This is a genomic window from Psychromonas arctica DSM 14288, from assembly GCF_000482725.1.
Taxonomy (GTDB): Bacteria; Pseudomonadota; Gammaproteobacteria; order Enterobacterales; family Psychromonadaceae; genus Psychromonas; species Psychromonas arctica.
Genome location: NZ_KI519490.1, coordinates 12,253 through 33,421 on the forward strand (window position 1 = coordinate 12,253; position 21,169 = coordinate 33,421).

The window sequence follows — 21,169 nt, forward strand, 5'->3', positions numbered from 1 at the left end:
TTTTGAAAACAAAAGCGCAAATAATGTTGAAGCCGATCCTTTAATGGTGGTGCTTCGTCTCAAGGGTTTAAACAAAGAGCTAAACCAAGGACTTTCCGAGCAGGTACAAAAAAGCCGCTAAAGTTTTCACTTTAACGGCTTGAATGATGGTGCTTCGTCTCGAGGACTTAAACAAAGAGCTAAACCAAGGACATTTCCGTTCAGATACAAAAAAGCCTCAAACATATGCATGCTTGAGGCCTAAATGATGGTGCTTCGTCTCGGAATTGAACCAAGGACACGAGGATTTTCAATCCTCTGCTCTACCGACTGAGCTAACGAAGCAAAACTCTTTATCTATTAACTAAGTTAATAGATTTCATCTTTCGATGATTTGTAAATGGTGCCGACTACCGGAGTCGAACTGGTGACCTACTGATTACAAGTCAGTTGCTCTACCTACTGAGCTAAGTCGGCACATAAACCGTTCTGAGCTTTCGCTCTTATTATTGATTGAAATAAATCTTTTCAATAATATTTTAAATAATGGTGCTTCGTCTCGGAATTGAACCAAGGACACGAGGATTTTCAATCCTCTGCTCTACCGACTGAGCTAACGAAGCATTTTTTATAACTTTTCAACTCTGTCTAATCTATTCGACTGAGCTAACTAAGTATCTTGTTAATGATTATAATCTCAATCTATGTGACCGAGCTAATGAATCAGGAACGAGGCGTATTAAATAGATTTTAGTGTCTAGCGTCAACCTATTTTTACGCATTTATTCATAAATTAATGCGTTTGTTCGTACTTTGAGCATTATATGCTCTAAATGTAGTCACAAACAACATTGGCTTATTTGTTCTCTGGTGTGAAACCTTCAATCTCTACATCTTTATCTTCAAACAAATAACCAATCATTGCTTCTTGGATAATCGCCCGGTCGTCTGGGTTGAGCATTTTTAGTTTCTTTTCGTTAATCAACATCGTTTGCTTTTGTTGCCATCCTGCCCAAGCTTCTTTACTGATATTGTCAAAAATACGTTTGCCAACTTCACCTGGAATTAATTGAAAGTCTAAACCCGGTGCTTCTTTTTTTAAATAAGTACAAAATACAGTACGAGACATTATTTATTCCTTGTGCGTGATTTTATTAACGGCAGAAAAAATCTTTTTTGTGGCTGCGGCTAATCCAATTTTTTGTGGTTGTTGTAGGTTATACCAAAGCTGGTCATTTTGTTCCATTACTTGATTTAATTCTTGTTGGGTAAAGTCCACCAAGATGGGTGATATATCAAAATGGTAATGACTAAAAGTATGGCGAAAAGTAGCTAGTTCCGTTGTTTGGTAATTATCGATACCTAATTCAATTAAATGTGCTAAAGCAGTTTCACTATCAGGGAATTCAGGAAAACACCATAAACCACCCCATATGCCAACGGGTGGTCTTTGTATTAACTGGATTCGCCCTGCTTTATTTTTAAGTACCAGCATCACCGCGGTTTTAACGGGTATTTTTTTCTTCGCTTTAGGTGTTGGATAAGCGGTCATGCAATCATCTGCTAATGCTAAACAATCATCGGCTACAGGGCATTGATCGCATTTTGGTTTGCTGCGTGTGCAAATCATCGCGCCCATATCCATCATTGCTTGATTAAATATATTGGTGTCTTTTGCTGGCGTCACCGCATCGGCAAGTGCCCACAGCCTGTTTTCAACTTTCTTTTCTCCCGTCCAACCTTCAATTTTTTGATGGCGTGTTAAAACACGTTTTACGTTGCCATCTAAAATAGAGAAATGCTTGTTTAAAGTTAAAGATAATACCGCGCCAGCTGTTGAGCGGCCAATGCCTGGTAATGCAATCACATCGTCAAACTGTTCAGGAAACTGCCCATCAAATTGGTCACGGATGATTTGTGCTGCTTTATGTAGATTACGGGCACGAGCGTAATAACCTAACCCTGTCCAATGATGTAATACTTCATCAATAGGGGCGTTTGCTAAATATGAAATAGAGGGAAATGAACGCATGAACTTATTAAAATAAGGGATCACTGTCGCCACTTGAGTCTGTTGCAACATCACTTCACTGACCCATGTCTTATACAAACTTTTGTCTAACTGCCATGGTAAGGTTTTACGGCCATGTTGTTGGTGCCAATCATTGATTCTTTGGCTAAAATGCAACTCACTCACTAGAAACTCTTCACTAATAAAAAAGAGCAACAGTCTAGCAGAGTTGCACAATTAATATAACATTGCATAATGCACGGCAAATATTTACTCCAATAAAATAGCTGAACAATTTAATGGGGTTGACTAAACCATGACAGCATTAAAAATTTTATAAACAGAACAATTGCTTACAGGAAATATAGGCTTGTATTTGCTGAAGTTCTTTGGTTAAAGTTTAAGCTCATATTTAATGGAAGTGATATGATTAGCCCAATTACAGTTATAGCTGACCAATTTAAGGTAAAAAAATGACAGAGCACGACCAGTCTGCGACAAATAATGGAACAGAAGAAAACAACATTGAAAGCACTAAAGAAAAATATATTCGTAAAATTCGCTCTTTTGTAAAGCGCGAAGGGCGAATGACCAAACGTCAGCAAACAGCGATCGATGATTTATGGCCAACAATGGGTGTTGATTACCAAGAGAAACAATTAGACTTCACCAAATTGTTTGGTAACGATAACCCAGTGGTATTAGAAATTGGTTTTGGTATGGGCAAGTCACTAATTGAAATGGCTTTAAATGCACCAGAGAAAAATTTTTTAGGCATTGAAGTACATGGGCCTGGTGTTGGTGCATGTTTAGCCGATGCGGGTGAAGCGGGCGTGACTAATTTACGTGTGATGAACCATGATGCCGTTGAAGTATTAGAGTTTATGATCCCTGACCAAAGCTTATCAACGTTTCAATTATATTTTCCTGATCCGTGGCATAAAGCGCGTCATCATAAGCGCCGTATCGTGCAACCTGAATTTATTGAAAATATGCGTCCTAAATTAGCCATTGGTGGTGTTATCCACATGGCAACTGATTGGGAAAACTACGCAGAACATATGTTAGAAGTATTACAAGCAGCAACCAACTTTAAAAACATTAGCTCAGAAGGTGATTACGCACCTCGTCCTGATTGGCGTCCGCTAACTAAATTTGAATCACGTGGACACCGTTTAGGCCATGGCGTGTGGGATTTGTTGTTTGAACGTGTTAGCTAAGGAATTGATTTTTTTGCTAAAATTCAATATTTATTAGGCCTTTATGAGCTGATAGTATTCCTACTTAGCGCTATTGATAAAATGCCAATGAGTTAATGACTGATTGGCATTTTTTATGGTTGTTGAAACCTATTTTCAGATTTGAGACTTCTAGTTCTGGAGACTTCTAGTTCTGGACACCCAGTAACTTTGACCAATATTCAGATCCAAACTATCTTTTAACCATGCGGTTTTTCATGCTAGGAGGTAGGTTGTTATGACGCAATCTCGACAGTCCCAAGTATCACTTGCAGATACGCCTTATTACCATTGTATATCTCGTTGTGTTCGCCGAGCTTATTTATGCGGTGAAGATAAATACACTGGTCAATCATTTGAACATCGCCGCCAATGGATGGTTGAGCGGCTGCATCAACTTGCTTCTATTTTTAGCATTAACATTTGTGCCTATGCCATTATGTCGAATCATTATCACTTAGTCTTGCACATCGATGAACAAGATAATTATTTACTTAGTAACGAGCAGGTTTGCCAACGATGGGGAGGCTTGTACTCAATGCCAACCTTAATTGACCGTTGGTTAAAGGGGCAAACAATATCTGCCGAAGAAAAGAAAACTGTGCTGAATATCATCAATCGTTGGCGTGATCGCTTAGCAGATATTTCATGGTTTATGCGTTGTCTGAATGAGTTTATTGCTCGTAAAGCTAATAGTGAAGATGATTGCACAGGTCGATTCTGGGAAGGGCGATTTAAATCACAAGCATTATTGGATGAAGATGCGTTATTAACCTGTATGGCCTATGTGGACCTAAACCCTATTCGGGCCAAAATGACTAAAAGTGTTGAAACCTCAGAATATACTTCAGCTTATGAGCGCATTCATGGTGTAGCTTTTAAAGATGAAGGTAAGCTTACAACTTCTTTACTAGGGTTAAATTTTCAGAAAAAGCCGTTATTCGGTTTCGTAGGTGATGAGCAAGAAAGCCAATCTTCACTAAGTAGTCAGCAGGGCATTCCATTTTCCTTACTTGATTATATTAAATTAGTTGATTGGAGTGCGCGTATCCTACGAGAAGATAAAAAAGGGGCGATTCCTAGCCAACACCCTAAACTACTCAATGCATTAGGGCTTGATAGCGAACATTGGTTATCACTTGCCAGTAGTTTTGGTAAAGATTACCAAGGTGCTGTAGGGTCGTTAGAAGAATTAGCATTATTTGCTGAGCATACTGGTAAGCGTTGGATAGCCAGAAAAAACGAATTACATCGAAATATGCATTAATTTATTAGTCAGTCATCATTTCATTTATTTCTATAAAGTATTAGCTAAAGCTAATATTTCTGCTTGCTTAAAACACTAGAAAAATTGTTTTATTCTTAGTCATTTCACCTATCTCATCATCTATAAAAGATAATTTAGAACACTTTTTGATTTACGTTATTTTATATTTGATGATTAAAGAGTTTTTAACGAAAATTTGAATAAAAATTAATGGCTGTCCAAGAAAAAATGTCCAAGAAAAAATGGAACGATGGCTGTCCAAGAAAAAAATGGAACGAAGATTTGATTGAAAGTTAATGGCTGTCCATGAAAAAACTCATGGCTGTCCATGAAAAAACTCCTGATTGAAAGTTAATGGCTGTCCATGAAAAAAGAGAAAAGGAAAAACTGTTTAAAATAAATATGTGGGCGTAATTGTGCTAAAGCTAACTAAATCGAAGCAAAGTATTCGTTGTTTTTATGCTCATTATTTATCTTGATTTTTTAAGCTCCGAAAGAGCTGAACGGTATAATGATCTAGATCAAAAGAGTGTTTGAAAGGCTGATGTTTTTGTATTTATGTTAGGTAGATACACAATCACTTATGCGTTCAGTACTAATATTATAAAGAGGCACATAACTGAGGAGAAAACTGATGAGCTACCGTCATATTTTAGTTGCTGTCGATTTCGACGAAGGGAGCCAGGATATTCTTGATAAAGCGGTCAATCTGGCTAAGGCATTAAATGCGAAGTTATCTTTAGTGCATTCCAACAGGCAAATGTTTCATGAGTCTGGATACGGTGGGCTAATCGATATAGAACTTGCAGGGTTGGAGTTTGAGCATCCAAGTTCGAAAGAGTTAAGTGAAAAATTAGGTACTTTTGCCGCTGATATTGGTTACCCTATTGAACGTAAGTTTATCGTTGAAGGGGATATCAGCCATAGTTTAGAGGGACCTGTTAAAGAGGCTGGTATAGATTTGATTGTATGTGGTCATCACCATAATTTTTGGAGTAGATTAAGCCCATCTGCAAGTGGATTAATGAATTCCTCTACGGTTGACCTACTAGTCATCTCATTGGATGGATAAAGCTTTGACACTAAGAAAAATTACTTAATAATTATTTATAGGGTCTATTTAGCAAGTATTGAGCCATCACAGTTAACTCTGCTGGTGGCTTTTATCTTCTGATATTTAGTTGCCGTGATTTATTTAACATGGTTTATCTAACATGGTTTATTTGCAGAAATGTATTATTCAGTAATTTATTGTTAAGTAAAAAAATGCTCAATACCAAAGTATCGAGCATGTATATTTTTTATTATTTTCTAAAAATCAATACCGAGAATATCAATAGCGTTAATATCGAATCGTAATTAACACTATTACTCTTGTATTGATCATTAACTACCAATCACACCACCATCTTCTTTACTGATCATGACGATAGTTGAGCGGGGTTTATTAGCATTACCATGAGGAAAGTGCCCACTTGGGTGCTGTACACCGACAAACATTGTTTTTTGATCTTCAGAGAAGGTTAAGCCTGTTATTTCACAACCAACTGGGCCAGTTAAGAAACGACGTACTTCACCTGTTTTAGGATCGCCACATAGCATTTGGTTATTACCTTGGCCTGCAAAATCACCTTCATTGGAATAATTGCCATCGGTTTGGATCCATAAACGTCCTACCTTATCAAAACCGATACCATCCGGGCTATTAAACATATTATCTTTATTGATATTGTCACTGCCTGCGTATAGGTTATCTTTATGGACAGTTGGATTACCGGCAATTAAGTATAAATCCCATTTAAACGTTGCGCTGTTATGGTTATGGTTTGTAGGTGCCCAGCGTACGATTTGACCGTAGTGGTTTTCGGCGCGAGGATTAGGGCCTGCAACATCTTGTCCTGCTTTTACACCACGGTTTTTATTATTGGTTAGGGTACAGAACACATGTTTCTTATCAGGGTGAACAGCGACCCATTCTGGCCTGTCCATAGTCGTTGCACCAACTTGTGTTGCGGCACGTCGAGCAAAAATCATCACTTCTGCCTGGCTATTAAATCCATTTTCCTTGGTTAAACCATTTTTGCCATAAGTGAGCTCTAACCATTGACCGTCACCTTCTAGTTTGTCTGCTTGCATTGCAAACTTAGCCACGTAAAGCGTTCCTTCTTCTAGTAAGTTACGATTTGCGCTGTGATTGCCTTCTTGGTATTTATTTTTAGTGACAAATTTATATAAATGCTCGCCACGTTCGTCATCACCAAGATAAACAACAACATGACCATCATCATTCACCACTAATGCGGCATTTTCATGTTTGAAGCGGCCCAATGCAGTGCGTTTTAATGGTGTTGAAGTGGGATCGTTTGGATCAATCTCCACAACCCAGCCATGACGGTTAGGTTCATTTGGGTTTTTAGCAAGGTCAAAGCGTTGGTCAAAGTTGTGCCATTGATATTTACTTTGCTCTGCTTTAATTCCATAACGTTTATCATCAGCTGTTAATGGCACATCAGCTTCTGCACCAAAGAACCCATTAAAATTCTCTTCGCAGGTTAAATAAGTGCCCCAAGGTGTTTCACCGTTCGCACAGTTATTGAAGGTACCTAGTACCTTTTTACCCGTAGGGTCTGCTTTTGTTTTTAATAAATCGTGGCCTGCAGCTGGCCCTGTTACTAACATTTCAGTATTGGCTGTAATACGGCGATTTGCTTTGCCGTTTTTATCCATTGTCCATTGACCGTTATGTTTAGATATTTCCACTATGGTTATACCTACAGCCGCCTGTGCTTTTTTAACATCATCAGCGGTCATTGCTTTGCCTTGATGTGCAAATAGATACTCATAATTAGTATATTCATTGTTCACTGCAAGGATCGCGCGATCTTTGGAGATTGGGAAAATGCTCATACCATCCGTATTATCACCAAATTGCATCGCTTGTTCTGCTGAGCCTTGTTGACCATTGGCATTAAAAGCGGGTGCATTATTAAAAATAGGATCTCCCCAAGACATTAAATTACTTACACTGTAGCCTTTTGGCACCACAATACTGTCACTTGTTGAAGTAGGAATAGCGGTAAAGTTTAATAGAGGGCTATCCATAGTTGCCGCAACTGCTTTCGCGACAGGGTTAAGTGCTAAAAATGCACCTGCACCGACCGCGGCTGAAGCAAATAAAAAATTACGACGAGATAAACGAGCATCAACCATTTTACTGAAATCAGTTTCTTTCTCTAAAAAGTGCGACATGAGACTTCCTTATTCTGGGGGGAGTATTTATTCAATGTGCAGTAGCCTAAAGGACCCGTATGACAACTTTATTACACCTCAAAAAATTTCATATATTACTTAAATAACCTTAGCCCAATATTAAAAGTGAAGTAATGACGCTACTTTTTACACCTGAAGTTAAACCAAGATCGGTTGCTCAACGTATTTATTTTTAAATAACGGTGTTGACTGGTTTTGCTTATGCAGAACTGAAGTTAAATAATAAGATAGGAATTTGAATGACAGTATTTAGTGAAAGCGAAGAGTCTAGAGTGATCGAAATGGCATGGGAAGATAGAACACCCTTTGAAGCGATTAAACAAGAGTTTGGCCTTGATGAACAAGGTGTCATAAAACTTATGCGGAATAAGATGAAAGCCGGCAGCTTTAAATGTTGGCGCCGCCGTGTAAGCGGCCGCAAAAGTAAGCACCTAAAGTTGAGATCGCCTGAGATAAGCCGTGCTTATTGTCCTACACAATATAAACAGCGTTGATATAAGCCATATTAATTGGTTTTATCTTTTAATGTTGTGTGAATAATTGTGCCGATTGGCTTTCTAAAAAACGTGTGCCAATTTCATATCCCATTTGATAATCTGCAGCTAATGCTTGATCGCTGCTTCCCAACAAACGGCTAGATAGCTTGTGAGCCGGTGCTATTTCAATAACCTGAGTATCTGCTGGTGGTTTATGTATAAAGTCCACTGCCTCACTGTAGGCATCCTCATGGCCTGTAATTAAATCTAATACACGAGGGCAGCGTTGCGTTTTACACACCCAAGATTTGATCTTATGTGCCCATGGAGAATGTGCGCTTTGGTCTGTTGGAACGGTTCTAATTACTATTATTTTCTTAGCACCGCGTTGATAAGCCTCTTGAATGGGAATAGGTAATGCGATGCCACCATCGACATAATAATTTCCATCAATCGCCACCCCTTTTTTATATAAATAAGGTAAAGCGCTGGATGCTTTAAGCATCGTTAACCAACTGTCTGCTGTTGGTTCAAGCAAGGCAGGGCGAAAGCCATTACTGTTAGTCGCGGAGAAAAGGAGCTGGCGATGTTGCAGTTGGGCTTGTGCACAGTTTAAATTAAGTTGGTATTCAGGCTCTTGAACCTTATTAAAATACCAATCAAGATCAACCGTATGTCCCCCCAACAATGAACGCTTCATATTAAAGAATGTTGGGTGTTTTGATAGTTGCATAATAGAGCGTTTAGCATAACCGGGTTGCTGAGTTAGATAAGCCGATAAATTTTGTGCGCCTGCTGATGTTCCAATTAATAATGCAAAGGGATTAAAATCATGTGCTAACCAACTGTCCAGTATGCCTGCTGTAAAAATACCTCGTTGTCCCCCTCCTTCAACCACTAGCGCTGTGCCTTGAATTGGTAGAGGTGCTGAGCAATTATCGACTTTCATCGGATAATGGTTTTTAGGCAAAGTATTATTAGTGAGTTGGCTCATTATTTCTCCAAGGTGATGTAACCTCAGTTCTGGATAAGCAAAGCGATACAACACCGCTATTTCCGCGGATTTCTTTGTTAAATTATCTCTCAATAACCAGTTATTGCTTCAATAATTCGCCTTGAACTACGCAAAACTAACGGCACTGTATAGCCCAAAAATATAATTTTATAATTTTAACTAACCTCAATTCCGCTTTCATTAACCAGAATTGAGGTTATGTCCTAATAACTTATCCTTTTTTAAGAGTTAGGTTAAATCGTTTATTGTCATTAATGTAATAGCTAGAGACTATGTTACTAAATCTGCTGATTTTTTGTGGCAGGTCACTACTTAAGTGAGTTTGACGACTTTATGGACCGAATAGATTGCTAAAAATATTGGCTTAGGTAATCTACGCGTCTAATAAATACTTAACATAACCTAACAGAAGAATATTATGAAACCGTCTAAGTTAACCCCTTACCGCCTGCCGCTAACAATACTTGTCTTTTTTATTGCCTATTCATTACTGACACGTACGCCATTATTTGTTATTCCATCAGCGATCAGCGTTATGATTGGTGACATTTTTTCTGCTTTTGATGGTGCAAAAGAAGGGGAGCAAATAGCCTTGATTTTGGCTATTTTATTGTGTGTATTTGCGCATTTCGGTTCTGGAATATATATGAAGGTAGACGAGCAAGCGAATAAAAAGGGCTTATTAAAAGGTATTGGTATGGTGGTCCTGATCACCGCCGCTTACATTTACAATATTGTGCAATAACACTAATTAATCGATTTGCTTAATGACAGCGCTGAAAAGTATGGCGCTGCCAAAGGTCGTTTGTAACCAAGGGTTACGAGCTTAATAAAGGAGGGCAGTGTCGAAGCTTGTATTCACTTGGATTCATACCAAAGAACTTTTTAAAGCTGCGGCTAAAATGACTCGTATTTAGATAGCCTGTTGCAAAACAGACTTGTGTTACTGATTTATTTTTTCTTAATAAGTCCGCTGCTTTTTTAAGACGTAGTTGAAATAAAAACTCGCGTGGCGTGCTACCTATTACCTGTTTAAATTCATTAAAAAACTTAGTGCGGCTCATGCAAGATATTTTACTTAAACTATCTATATCAATCTCTTCTCTTAAATTCTTATGTAAGTGGTCGACAACGCTATTAATGCCGTTATGATCGGGTTGAGCTAAGCTGTGGCAAATAATAAAGTCACGGGTTTGGTGTCGTAATAAGCGCGTAATTAACTCACTCACAGCCAAATCAATCATAAAGCTTCTATCTTGATGGTTTTCACTAAATATATTTATCATGCGGTCTAGCAATGCTTGAGTTTGTGTATTGTGGTGCGTGTGCATTAATTTATCGTCATAGCGCCACTCTTGTTCGTACACTGAAAGGGGCGCGCTATTATTCAATTGATGACAGATTTTTTTAATGCGCTTTTGGCTTATTTCAATGGCAATACACGTAGTCGGTGTATCAATCGTTGCCGTGGGGAAGTCAATCTCAACGGCGCGATTAGGGGCAATAATAAAAGATTCGTGCGGTAAAAAGTGAGTTTCAAAATCGCGCTGAGTATTGTGCATTATTTTTTTACCCGTCAACATCCCACAAAACATGAGCTGATCAGAAACCAGTTCAATATTGGTTGCCTGCTCAAAAGTATCATAAATACTTAACTCTGCTTGCTCTCCTGCAAAGGATAATTTGCTTTCTATTAATACTTGATGCGCTTTACGCTGCTTATTAACGCTTTCACTTATCATAAATATTATTCTCTTTGGATTTGGAACTGACAGTCAACAATTGTGAATTAACAGTCACGCAGACTACAAATTAATGAATATGATAACTATTACACAATGGAGTGAAAATAACTGAGAGGTGTTCATGATTTATCCAAATCCTGGTTCAACTGAATCAACAGTAGTCTTTAAAACTCAATACAATAACTATATCGGCGGACAGTGGATTGCCCCGGTCAATGGTAAGTACTACACCAATAAAACCCCGGTAACCGGAGGTGATATTTGTGAAGTGGCGCGTTCTGATGAACATGATATTGAGTTAGCGTTGGATGCAGCGCATCAGGCTAAAGAAGCATGGGGTAACACCTCAGTGACGGAACGTTCTAATATTTTATTGAAAATAGCAGACCGTATTGAAGCTAACTTAGAGTTATTAGCCTTGGTAGAAACCTGGGATAACGGTAAATGTATTCGTGAAACCATGGGCGCAGATGTACCGCTTGCAGTGGACCATTTTAGATATTTTGCTGGTTGTATTCGTGCTCAAGAGGGCTCGATTGGGGAGATAGATCAAAATACCGTTGCTTATCATTTTCATGAACCATTAGGGGTTGTGGGGCAAATTATCCCGTGGAACTTCCCATTATTAATGGCGGCTTGGAAAATTCCACCAGCATTAGCAGCAGGTAACTGCATTGTTTTAAAACCGGCAGAACAAACCCCACTGTCTATTTTATTCTTGATGGAGCTAATTTGTGATCTGCTACCGCCTGGTGTGTTAAACATTGTTAATGGTTTTGGTGCGGAAGCAGGGCAAGCATTAGCTACATCGCAACGTATTGCGAAGATTGCCTTTACTGGTTCAAGCCCAGTGGGTAAGCATATTTTGAAATGTGCAGCGGAAAATATGATCCCTTCAACTGTGGAGTTAGGCGGGAAATCACCTAATATCTTCTTTGCAGATATTATGAACCATGAAGATACATATATTGATAAATGTGTTGAAGGTGCCACTCTAGCGTTCTTTAACCAAGGCGAAGTCTGTACTTCTCCATCACGTTTATTAGTGGAAGAGTCGATTGCAGATGAATTTATTAAACGTCTTATCGCACGAACTAAAGCAATTATACAAGGTAATCCGCTTAACACAGAGAGTCAGGTTGGAGCGCAAGTCTCTAAAGCCCAATATGACAAAATTCTTTCGTATATTGATATCGGTCGAGAAGAGGGCGCGGAAATACTTGCAGGTGGTGCCATTGAAAACGTAGAAGGGGCTCATGCAGGTTTTTATATTCAGCCAACGTTATTAAAAGGGACCAATGATATGCGCGTTTTCCAAGAAGAAATTTTTGGACCGGTGATCAGTGTAACAACCTTTAAAGATGAAGCGCATGCATTAGAAATTGCTAATGACACCCAGTTTGGCTTAGGAGCCGGATTGTGGACGCGTGATAGTAACCGTGCCTACCGTATGGGTCGTGGTATTAAAGCCGGTCGTGTATGGACAAACTGTTATCACTTATACCCTGCACACGCCGCATTTGGTGGTTACAAGCAATCGGGAATAGGGCGAGAAAATCATAAAATGATGTTAGAGCATTATCAACAAACGAAAAATATGTTGATCAGCTACGATATTAATCCAATGGGATTTTTCTAATCATTGCTGCGCTTAATTGAGCTTGAATGGGCTATTCAATGAATCTACCCTAATTAATAAAAGCGAGTGAATAATATATTCTCTCGCTTTTTAAATTTTTAATAAGCTGAAAATAGCTGGTGGTGAGTGCAAATAGCAGAGTCTAGCAATAACTTGCCATTTTAATGTTTAAAAAATAACTAGTTATATTTTTTAAGTCATTGCTTTATATTTGGTTTAAATCTAACGATATAATGCTTTTCTAATATTTGCACTATGTCGATGCTAAAAATAACCATCTTGTGTACATTGCTGTACAATAAGCCGCCAGAATGAACGCTAGCGAGAAGTAAAGCAGGGATGAAAGAAGCAAAAATGGAGGTGTTAAACCACCAAGGTGAGTCCATGGAAGTGGATAAAGGGTACCGCTTTGGTTATCCCTTTTTTAGCTTACTCGTATTTATAAAACAGACATGTTTAGAAGATAAAAACCGAAATTGTCCTGAGCTACAATGTGATATTTTTTATCGTGATATTATGAATTACGGTTTTCTTGATTCTCATAATCAGCACATGGCCGATGGGCGCTTTGATCTTGCCGCTAAAAACCTCAATGCCATGCATTATATCTCTATCGACGCACTGACCGGATTACGTAAAAAAGAATATTTACAACGTAAATTAATCAGCCTTCAAAACCAAAGTTATTACGATGAAATTTCAGATTTTTCATTAGTTATGTGTGATTTAGATAAGTTTAAAGTGATCAATGATAATTTTGGTCACAGTGTAGGTGACGATACATTAACTTTGTTTGGCGAGTTGCTTCGCGAGAGTATTCGACCTACTGATTATGCTTACCGTTTTGGCGGTGAAGAGTTTCTTATCTTACTGCCTAATAGTAATTTAGAAGAGGCGGTTTGCGTTGCTGAACGAGTACGTCAAATCGTAGAAGATAGATTACATTTAGGACATTACGGCTTAAGTCAGGTCACAGCTGTTGATATGCAAATATCCGATATTTCAGCACAGGAAGGAGAGGAAGCAAATGCTTTCTTTTTAGCGCGATCTGTTACTTGTAGCTTTGGAGTCTCTAATTATAGTGAGTGTGGGCAATCAACGGAGCTACTCTTTACCCAAGCCGATGATAACCTTTATGTTGCTAAGAATAATGGCCGTAATCGCGTAGCGTATTAATTTTTCTGGTGATTATTGTTTACAGTGTTTTAGCACGGTCGGCGGCTCTCCTTTTATCAATACAATTCATTACTTTCCTCTAAATATAAAAAAGCCTGCTGTTCCGCAGGCCTATTAAAGCGGCTAAATGATTAGCTCGCGCTATTCATTTGCTCAATAAACTTGTTTGATTCGGCAATTGATTTATTCATGTCGCTCATTAGCTGTTGAATATCACGTTTAAGATTGGTGAATTCACCTTTGATTTCTGACACGGCTTGCGCATTTAAATTATGTTTTAAGTACAACACGTTATCGTTTAAAGACGATAATACCGGCTGCATCTTGCTTTCTGCGTTGCGCATCGAGCGTAAAAGAGTACTAAATTGACGCTGAGTCTCTGCTAGTTTTTGACTGCTTTGGCGTTTTAATGAGGCACTTTTATATTGCTCAAGTTCTTCGCTCCATTCATCAAATAATGCATCGGCAACTTCTTCCACTTTATCAATGTTAGTTGATACTTCATTTGCCGCTTTTAGGCTAGACTGGTAATCATCGTTTAATGCGTTGTAAGTATCTTGTAATTCACCCCCTTTAAAGTCGATCAGGGTTGTTAGACCTTCAAGTGCTGATTGAAACTCTTCTTGTGATTCTTGTTGCGATTCTTTTGTTTCTTCAACACGGTCAATAAGAATATCGCGCTTGTGAAGCCCCACTTTTTCCATGGCCGAGTAATAAACTGATTCACAGCCTGATAAAGTAAATGTTAGTGCAAGTAATGAAGCACATAATAGTGTTTGTTTTTTCATTTTAATTCCTGTTTATAAGTATCAATACTGTAAATTATGAGGTGATTGTGATGATAACCAAAGCTCGACAGATACAAATCATGGCATGAATAATAAGCTCTCCCCTTATAAACAGCAAGCTAAGCCCTGTGCACTTTAGAGATCAAACTAAGCACTCAACATTGGGGGCTCGTAGTTTTGTCGTAGTTTCCGCCTGAAGACACCTACTCATAGTTAATTTTTTATTGTGAGCTGATTGATTGAGAAAGCTGAATTTTCATTTTGATTCGCCTGCGCTCATCCTGATAGCTAGCGATTTATAGGCAGTGTTTTCGCCCTGTTTGCTGTTGTTGAAAGTCATTTATCGCTTGGGAAAGCTCAACGGTGGTGGGAGTTGTAGCCACATCGAGCATCGTTTTTCTGATGATTTTTGGGAAAAGTATTTTTAAAAGGAAAAATACCTAACCCTATTCTTTTTTAGCTGATTTTAAGCGCTTTGTTAAGTTTGAGCTCCATAGGCTGATAGACCAAATCTGCCGACTCTCCAGTTTCACCTTTACGCTCAAATCGATACTTCTCATAGGCCGGAACTGAAGACAGGGAAGCTTTAACGGTGACAGTTTCAACCTTCGCATGATTCAGGACTGATGAAAGCAGCTTTCTTCCAATGCCTTTTTTCTGGCGTTCAGGGCTAATAAAAAACATTGCAACATGACGACCTTCCTTTAACTCAATTACACCTTCAATTTTTCCATCGTCTTCAGCAACTAGTATCAAATTGTCGCCCTTCATTCTATCAAGAAAAGCATTACTCGCAGCAATAGTCGAAAAGGTTGAAATCCCTTCCTTCGACAACGTGTCTGCAATAGAACGCAAAAATGAAACAATACAAATTGCACTTACAGCTTCAACATCCTTCTCATCCATTTCCCTGATAATCACCGAAATCCCCTAAAACTTAATTGGTTTATTATAAATTTTGATTCAATCGTTCGAGTGCTAAATAGCCATACTGCGATGATTTGTGTTCTACACTAAGATATTTATACAGACTTTTTGCTTTTTGATACTCACCCATTTTTTCATATGTTTGGGCCTTCAAATACGTTAACTCTGCCTTTAGTTCTGGATTCGTTTGCTTAGTTTGTTCAGCTTGACTTATATATTCAAGGGTATCTTCATAATCTCGATCGTTGAAGTTTGAATATGCAAGTTGAATAGCTCCATTTTGTACTTGTGATGAACAACCAATGATAGAAACGGCTAATACGATTACTGCAAATTTTTTCATAGTTATACCTTAAAAGTTAATTAATATTTATAACTAGGCTGTAGAATTTCTTATTTTCAGCCTGTTTATTTTAAATAAAAATGACAGTAGCTTACATTTACTTGAGATTAAATAGATTATTTTGTTTTTATTAACTAATTGATTAAATTGCGTTAGAAATAGGATTAGAAGGCTAAACATGAGGGATTTATTGAATTAAGGGCTGAGCCCTTGCGTTAATAATGTTTGGGAATGATTACAGGGTGTTTCGTACTTTTTTCTTTTATTGTTTTTTGGTTCGTCTACGCTCATTTGGGCTGTTAGGTTTTTATTAGCTGAGATTTCGCCCTGTCGGCGACATCCTTTCTTTTACCAGAAAAGAAAGGATGCAAAGAAACTGGCCACCGGATCGCTTTCTTACCCAAACGCTAATTGCCTTTCTTAACGCACCAGCTCATACAGCACGTCCATGTGCTGAATGAGCTTACAGCAAACGTCCTGTTTGCTGTTGCTGAAAGCCATTTATCGGTTGGGAAAGCTCAACGGTGGGGGAGTTGTAACCACATTGAGCATCGATTATCTGTAGCTTTTTGATAGGCATATTTTAAAAAGCAAAAAATAAGATCTGCCCCTATTATTCTTGATTGTAGTGTTGATTCGTCTGCGCTTATCCTGACAGCTAGCGATTTATTAGCAGTGTTTTCGCCCTGTCGGGCGACATCCTTTCTTTTACCAGAAAATAAAGGATGCAAAGAAACTGGCCACCGGATCGCTTTCTTATCCAAACGCTAATTACCTTTCTTAACGCACCAGCTCATACAGCACATCCATGTGCTGAATGAGCTTACAGCAAACGTCCTGTTTGCTGTTGCTGAAAGCCATTTATCGGTTGGGAAAGCTTTACGGATGGGGAGTTGTAGCCACATCGAGTATCGATTTTCTTGGGATTTTTTGGAAAAGCATTTTTAAAAGGCAAAAAACAAAACTTGACCCCATTCTCCATATATCAAGCTTTACCAAAGTATTCTCTAGCTATTTCAAATTCATAACACTTGTCACAATGATCGACATCTTTATCAGTTCTTTTGGCATAATGCCTAATGTGTCCTTGTAATAAACCCATTTTTTCAACAAGATTTATAGGCGAACTCTTTTGTACTTTTAGCTCGGGTTTACAGAAACTTATAATATGCATCAACATCTCAACTTTTGTTACATCGGCTCTTCCACCAAAAATAATGGATTTAATTGAGATAGGCATGAATTTTTTTTCTTTAATCAGACAGCGATATTCAGCTTCGTATTTCCAAGGTTTTTCTTTATATTTAAGTATTTCAAAAGCTTTATTAATATTAATATCATTTTTTTTAATAACAGGTTTTTTAAGATAGGATATTTTGTGGTACTTCTGTGAATCAAGGAGTTCAAATTCGATAACACACCCCTTACCTCCATCTGCGTAATGTGACCACATTAAAGGATTATCAGATTGCTTTGTAAAGCAAACAATACGGAAAGTGTTAATTAATCTCTCCCAGTGATCTTCTTGATCCTTAGGAATTTTCCCTTCTACCTTTATTACGCCTTCCATTGGGTCATTAAGCTCACTATAGCTTGCAGCGTATAGTCTCTCTTTCAATATGAGATCTAATAAGAATTCAAAATTATCTAATGTTTTATATTTATAAAAAGACTTATTATCAGTCAAAATTGGACCTCTGATTAAACATTTAACGGCTATTTTATTTTCGTTTAAAGCTCTCTTTAGATTTTTTCATGGAAAAGACCACATTATTTTTGCTTCTTCATTCGCTATAAGCCCTTTTTTTAACAAACTTAATCGGATTCTCTTCAGCGTGTTATGTGTTCGAAAATCACTACCAACAATAGCAGCAGTAATAACGAACATTGTCATTATTATTAATCCTGTAATTGAATCTGCACTAGTGCCATTCACAAAGGAATAACCACCAAGAATAACGCCTGTAATCATTAAAAATAATGCAGCAACAAGGGAGTATAGAAATTGTAATTTATCTTCCCAGTCGACATCAATGTATATTTTTTCACCCTCAGGTTTCAAGTATCTCCTAATACGTTTTAATTCTCGATTGTCAGCTATACCAAGTAAGTATAACTTCATAAACATATCATTTTTTTCAGGAGAAGATTTAATCCCAGAAGCTAATCTAAATACTTCGTTATCTTTAAGTTTAACTAAATAATCACAAACTTCGCTTGACTCAGTTACATGCTCTTTCAATGAATTTAGTCTTTTAAAATACCTTTTAATTAACACCTCTTCATAGAAACTAATTAAGCCAGTAACTACTTTAATAGATACTCCGATTAACGCAAAAGCTAATGCGAAAGCAAACGTGAATGTATTTTTTTCTAAAATTTCAGGGACCGAAAATTCCATGTTAATCCTTAAACTCTAACAGTGTCGTTAAATCGAATAATTCCATGTTTTTGATGAAAAGACGGAATACATTAATTTGTTCAAATTGTTTTCAACATTACGCTACTGTAACGGTAAATCAAACAATTAAAGCTATCGACAAGTCTAAGTGGGTAGAGAGCATCATTCCCTATTAACGACAGAAAGGCAGAATAGCTCGCTCATCAGGGCGAAAAGTATTGCTCAACACGGCTGCATCAATTTCCCCGCTATATTTTTCTGAATCAATGATTGCCTTTAGCAAGGTTAGGCATGGAGCGATTTATGCGATAGCATAGTTATATTAGCGGGCTAAGCTCTGCGTGGCCTTTGGCGTTGCTAGCGAACTTCGCGGCATGGACGCCGCGTATGAACGGCGCGTTAAGAAGGCAGTTATTGCTATATTTTCAAAAGAAGAAATTAAAAAATGATATGGGCGAGTTTTTTCTATTTTCATAGGTATAGCTTTTCTTTGTTCGTCTAAAGAATAATCATGCTGCTTCAATGAGCGAAGACGAACTAATACTCATCATGGCTACCACTCCCGGCCGTTGAGCTTTCCCAAGCTTATACAAATTAGATCGCTCAATATGGCTGCATCAATTTCCCATTTTCGTTTTTCTGAATCAATGATTGCCTTTAGCAAGCTAAGGCATGGATGCCGTTGCTAGTTCAGAGCGCCACAGGGATGTGGCGTATGAACGGTGTGTTAAGAAGGCAGTTATTGATTCAGATTAAAAAAACGATATGGGCGAGTTTCTTTTGGTTCTGTTTTCTTTGTTCGTATAAAGAAAATGAACACGCCGACAGGGCGGAACACCAAGTTACAATTATTCACTAAGCAACAGTGAGCGCAGACGAATCCAACTATTAAGCTTCATCGATAAATCTAGAAAAAGCACAGTTGCTGCGACAACAAAAAAGGCCATCTATATCACTATAGACAGCCCACTAATTTATCAATTAACTTCAGCTTTAAATGTTTTGGCTACCCAAAACCACACCTAAGCTATGCCCAAGCTACACCTAAACTAGGCTACTTGTTCAGCTTGAATAAAATTAACCAAATCATCAATACTCACCACTGGCATATCGTGCTGCTGTGCAAACTTCACCACTTCTGGTAAACGTGCCATCGAGCCATCTTCATTACTTAATTCACAAATAACACCGGCGGGAGCAAACCCTGCTAATGTCGCTAAATCAACTGCCGCTTCCGTATGTCCTCTTCGAACTAGCACACCACCTGCAACTGCTTGTAGCGGGAAAACATGGCCTGGTCGAGATAAGTCATCTGCGGTTGCATTGGGTGCCACTGCTGCTTTAATAGTGGTGACACGATCTGCTGCTGAAACACCTGTTGTTACACCGTGCTTCGCTTCAATACTGACAGTATAAGCAGTGGTATTTTGACTGGTGTTGTTACTGACCATTTGTGGGAGTTGTAGTTTTTGCGTGGTTTTGGTGGGTAAGCATAAACACACTATGCCGCTGCCTTCGCGGATCATCATCGCCATTTGTTGTGTTGTTAATGTTTCAGCAGCAAAAATAAAGTCACCTTCATTTTCTCTGTCTTCATCATCTACAACTAACACACCTGTACCGTTTTTGATTGATTGAATTGCATTTAATACACGTGAATGTGCATCACCGAACAAACTTAATAGAGACTGACTCATGGTATTTCCTTTGAATAGTTACCAGAATCAGGGCATTGAGAATTACATCATCCAACGATTAGATGATGTAAATTAGCATTACACCTGTAATGCTTTGGTTTCTCTTTCATCCGGACTTTAACCGTCGGCTCTGGAATTAAACCAGATCTGCTGACCTTTATTGCTACTATTCTTACGTTTGTTATTGCGTTAAATAATCAATAAAGCGCTCGCGGGCTCACCTAAATAGGTTTACCGCCGGTGGGGAATTTCGCCCCGCCCTGAGAATTGCTAAGTTAAATTAGCGGACGAATTTTAACGCTTACTTAATGAGGAAGATAGTTGAAAAAACAAATAGTTGAAAAATAGGGGCGTTAGAAAAGAGAATAGTTGGAAAAAGAACAATTAGAAAAAATAGCCAGGTAACCAGATAAATGTGTTGATTGGATTAAAAAGTGATTCAGTGACTGCTCTTTTTACCTATTGCGAGTAAAAAGTCTCTGCTGTTCAGAGAAAATAAAATAACCGACAGGGTGAAAAATCTAGCGAATAAGAATCTAACTGCTTCAATGAGCGGAGACGAATTAAAACTCAAAATGGCTACAACTCCCCCACCGTTGAGCTTTTCCAAGCGATGTATTCCTTTTAGCAAGAGCAAACAGGACGTTTGCTGTAAGTTCATTCGGCGCACGGACGCGCCGTATGAACTGGTGCGATCAGAAAGGAATGCATTGTTTGGATAAGAAAGCGACTCGGTGCCAGTCTTTTTGCCTACTTTATTCTTCTGGTAAGAAAAAGTAGAGTCGCCGACAGGGCGAAACTAAAGTTAATAAATATCAAACAGCCTCAATGAGCGTAGACGAATCTTACTTCCGACATTCCGCACCAGTTTTAGGAATAAACCCTCGCCTTTTCAGGAATAAATTTTTTGATATATTGGGCCCAAACAATCAATAATGACTCTATTCCTCTCTTTTAAATTCACCACCAGTTCCTGATGCTGTGAGATGGTTAATACATGCAGTCCTTGAAAGCAAAAAAACACCCAACGGGCTGTCGGTGTTTGCGTTGGTTTGTATTTTAAATCGGGGAAATAGGCCGTTTGTGCTTTGAGCTCCTCCCTCATCTTGTGCTCCAAGGCGGCATAAACCATTAGGCAACAAGTCATTATCATCAGTAGTGCTTCAATGCGCTCAGGCTTTTTTAAGTATAGTGAAG

The 21,169-nt window shown here is 38.3% G+C and carries 18 protein-coding genes, 3 tRNA genes, 1 pseudogene and 1 riboswitch; of the genes and pseudogenes, 7 read left to right on the forward strand and 15 right to left on the reverse strand.

Annotation, left to right across the window (positions count from 1 at the left end; translation table 11 throughout):
- Window positions 1-248: 248 nt before the first annotated feature.
- The 5 genes from H592_RS0120680 to mutY form a co-directional block, all read right to left on the reverse strand.
- Window positions 249-324, reverse strand: a tRNA-Phe gene (locus tag H592_RS0120680).
- 56 nt (window positions 325-380) lie between these two features.
- A tRNA-Thr gene (locus H592_RS0120685) sits at window positions 381-456 on the reverse strand.
- A gap of 70 nt (window positions 457-526) precedes the next feature.
- Window positions 527-602, reverse strand: a tRNA-Phe gene (locus tag H592_RS0120690).
- 233 nt (window positions 603-835) lie between these two features.
- Window positions 836-1,108 carry an oxidative damage protection protein gene (locus tag H592_RS0120695; RefSeq protein WP_028870440.1) on the reverse strand — a complete coding sequence of 91 codons (273 nt, stop codon included), beginning with the start codon at window positions 1,106-1,108 and terminating at the stop codon, window positions 836-838.
- 3 nt (window positions 1,109-1,111) lie between these two features.
- On the reverse strand, window positions 1,112-2,176 hold the full coding sequence (gene mutY, locus H592_RS0120700; RefSeq protein ID WP_028870441.1) for an A/G-specific adenine glycosylase: 1,065 nt from the start codon (window positions 2,174-2,176) through the stop codon (window positions 1,112-1,114).
- A 287-nt stretch (window positions 2,177-2,463) separates the two neighbouring features.
- Between mutY and trmB the strand changes: the two genes are divergently transcribed.
- From trmB to H592_RS0120720, 3 genes are all read left to right on the forward strand, one after another.
- Window positions 2,464-3,210, forward strand: coding sequence for a tRNA (guanosine(46)-N7)-methyltransferase TrmB (gene trmB / locus H592_RS0120705; protein ID WP_084296359.1), 747 nt, complete (start codon window positions 2,464-2,466; stop codon window positions 3,208-3,210).
- A 256-nt stretch (window positions 3,211-3,466) separates the two neighbouring features.
- Complete coding sequence (locus tag H592_RS23065) at window positions 3,467-4,495, forward strand: transposase (RefSeq protein WP_051369300.1); 1,029 nt, start codon at window positions 3,467-3,469, stop codon at window positions 4,493-4,495.
- 634 nt (window positions 4,496-5,129) lie between these two features.
- On the forward strand, window positions 5,130-5,567 hold the full coding sequence (locus tag H592_RS0120720; protein WP_028870443.1) for a universal stress protein: 438 nt from the start codon (window positions 5,130-5,132) through the stop codon (window positions 5,565-5,567).
- A 314-nt stretch (window positions 5,568-5,881) separates the two neighbouring features.
- Here the strand turns inward: H592_RS0120720 and H592_RS0120725 are convergent, their stop codons facing one another.
- Window positions 5,882-7,744 carry a PhoX family protein gene (locus H592_RS0120725; protein WP_028870444.1) on the reverse strand — a complete coding sequence of 621 codons (1,863 nt, stop codon included), beginning with the start codon at window positions 7,742-7,744 and terminating at the stop codon, window positions 5,882-5,884.
- Between the two features lie 260 nt (window positions 7,745-8,004).
- Between H592_RS0120725 and H592_RS0120730 the strand changes: the two genes are divergently transcribed.
- Entirely contained in the window at window positions 8,005-8,259 is a 255-nt protein-coding gene (locus H592_RS0120730) for a TIGR03643 family protein (protein WP_028870445.1), read from the forward strand.
- 28 nt (window positions 8,260-8,287) lie between these two features.
- Here the strand turns inward: H592_RS0120730 and H592_RS0120735 are convergent, their stop codons facing one another.
- Window positions 8,288-9,235, reverse strand: coding sequence for a patatin-like phospholipase family protein (locus H592_RS0120735; RefSeq protein ID WP_028870446.1), 948 nt, complete (start codon window positions 9,233-9,235; stop codon window positions 8,288-8,290).
- Window positions 9,236-9,674: 439 nt separating this feature from the next.
- Between H592_RS0120735 and H592_RS0120740 the strand changes: the two genes are divergently transcribed.
- Window positions 9,675-10,001 (forward strand): hypothetical protein, encoded by a 327-nt coding sequence (locus H592_RS0120740; protein WP_028870447.1) that lies wholly within the window; start codon window positions 9,675-9,677, stop codon window positions 9,999-10,001.
- Between the two features lie 73 nt (window positions 10,002-10,074).
- Here the strand turns inward: H592_RS0120740 and H592_RS0120745 are convergent, their stop codons facing one another.
- Window positions 10,075-10,998, reverse strand: coding sequence for an AraC family transcriptional regulator (locus H592_RS0120745; protein ID WP_028870448.1), 924 nt, complete (start codon window positions 10,996-10,998; stop codon window positions 10,075-10,077).
- 124 nt (window positions 10,999-11,122) lie between these two features.
- Between H592_RS0120745 and exaC the strand changes: the two genes are divergently transcribed.
- Window positions 11,123-12,640 carry an acetaldehyde dehydrogenase ExaC gene (exaC, locus tag H592_RS0120750; RefSeq protein ID WP_028870449.1) on the forward strand — a complete coding sequence of 506 codons (1,518 nt, stop codon included), beginning with the start codon at window positions 11,123-11,125 and terminating at the stop codon, window positions 12,638-12,640.
- A 339-nt stretch (window positions 12,641-12,979) separates the two neighbouring features.
- Window positions 12,980-13,816, forward strand: coding sequence for a GGDEF domain-containing protein (locus H592_RS0120755; protein ID WP_245600463.1), 837 nt, complete (start codon window positions 12,980-12,982; stop codon window positions 13,814-13,816).
- A 131-nt stretch (window positions 13,817-13,947) separates the two neighbouring features.
- Here H592_RS0120755 and H592_RS0120760 read toward each other — a convergent pair whose 3' ends face one another.
- From H592_RS0120760 to H592_RS0120800, 7 genes and pseudogenes are all read right to left on the reverse strand, one after another.
- Window positions 13,948-14,604 (reverse strand): DUF2959 domain-containing protein, encoded by a 657-nt coding sequence (locus H592_RS0120760; RefSeq protein ID WP_028870451.1) that lies wholly within the window; start codon window positions 14,602-14,604, stop codon window positions 13,948-13,950.
- Between the two features lie 456 nt (window positions 14,605-15,060).
- On the reverse strand, window positions 15,061-15,510 hold the full coding sequence (locus H592_RS0120765) for a GNAT family N-acetyltransferase (RefSeq protein WP_037072457.1): 450 nt from the start codon (window positions 15,508-15,510) through the stop codon (window positions 15,061-15,063).
- Window positions 15,511-15,553: 43 nt separating this feature from the next.
- A complete protein-coding gene (locus tag H592_RS0120770) occupies window positions 15,554-15,874 on the reverse strand; it encodes a tetratricopeptide repeat protein (RefSeq protein ID WP_028870453.1) in 321 nt (106 codons plus the stop codon).
- Window positions 15,875-16,859: 985 nt separating this feature from the next.
- Window positions 16,860-17,561 carry a DUF2971 domain-containing protein gene (locus H592_RS0120780; protein ID WP_037072453.1) on the reverse strand — a complete coding sequence of 234 codons (702 nt, stop codon included), beginning with the start codon at window positions 17,559-17,561 and terminating at the stop codon, window positions 16,860-16,862.
- A gap of 66 nt (window positions 17,562-17,627) precedes the next feature.
- On the reverse strand, window positions 17,628-18,275 hold the full coding sequence (locus H592_RS0120785) for a hypothetical protein (RefSeq protein WP_028870456.1): 648 nt from the start codon (window positions 18,273-18,275) through the stop codon (window positions 17,628-17,630).
- A gap of 1,049 nt (window positions 18,276-19,324) precedes the next feature.
- The gene (gene ribB, locus H592_RS0120795; RefSeq protein WP_028870458.1) at window positions 19,325-19,972 is read right to left on the reverse strand and encodes a 3,4-dihydroxy-2-butanone-4-phosphate synthase; all 648 of its coding nucleotides are present in this window, start codon (window positions 19,970-19,972) and stop codon (window positions 19,325-19,327) included.
- A 94-nt stretch (window positions 19,973-20,066) separates the two neighbouring features.
- A riboswitch (FMN riboswitch) is annotated at window positions 20,067-20,244 on the reverse strand.
- A 620-nt stretch (window positions 20,245-20,864) separates the two neighbouring features.
- A pseudogene (locus tag H592_RS0120800) lies at window positions 20,865-21,169 on the reverse strand (IS1634 family transposase); the annotation flags it as partial.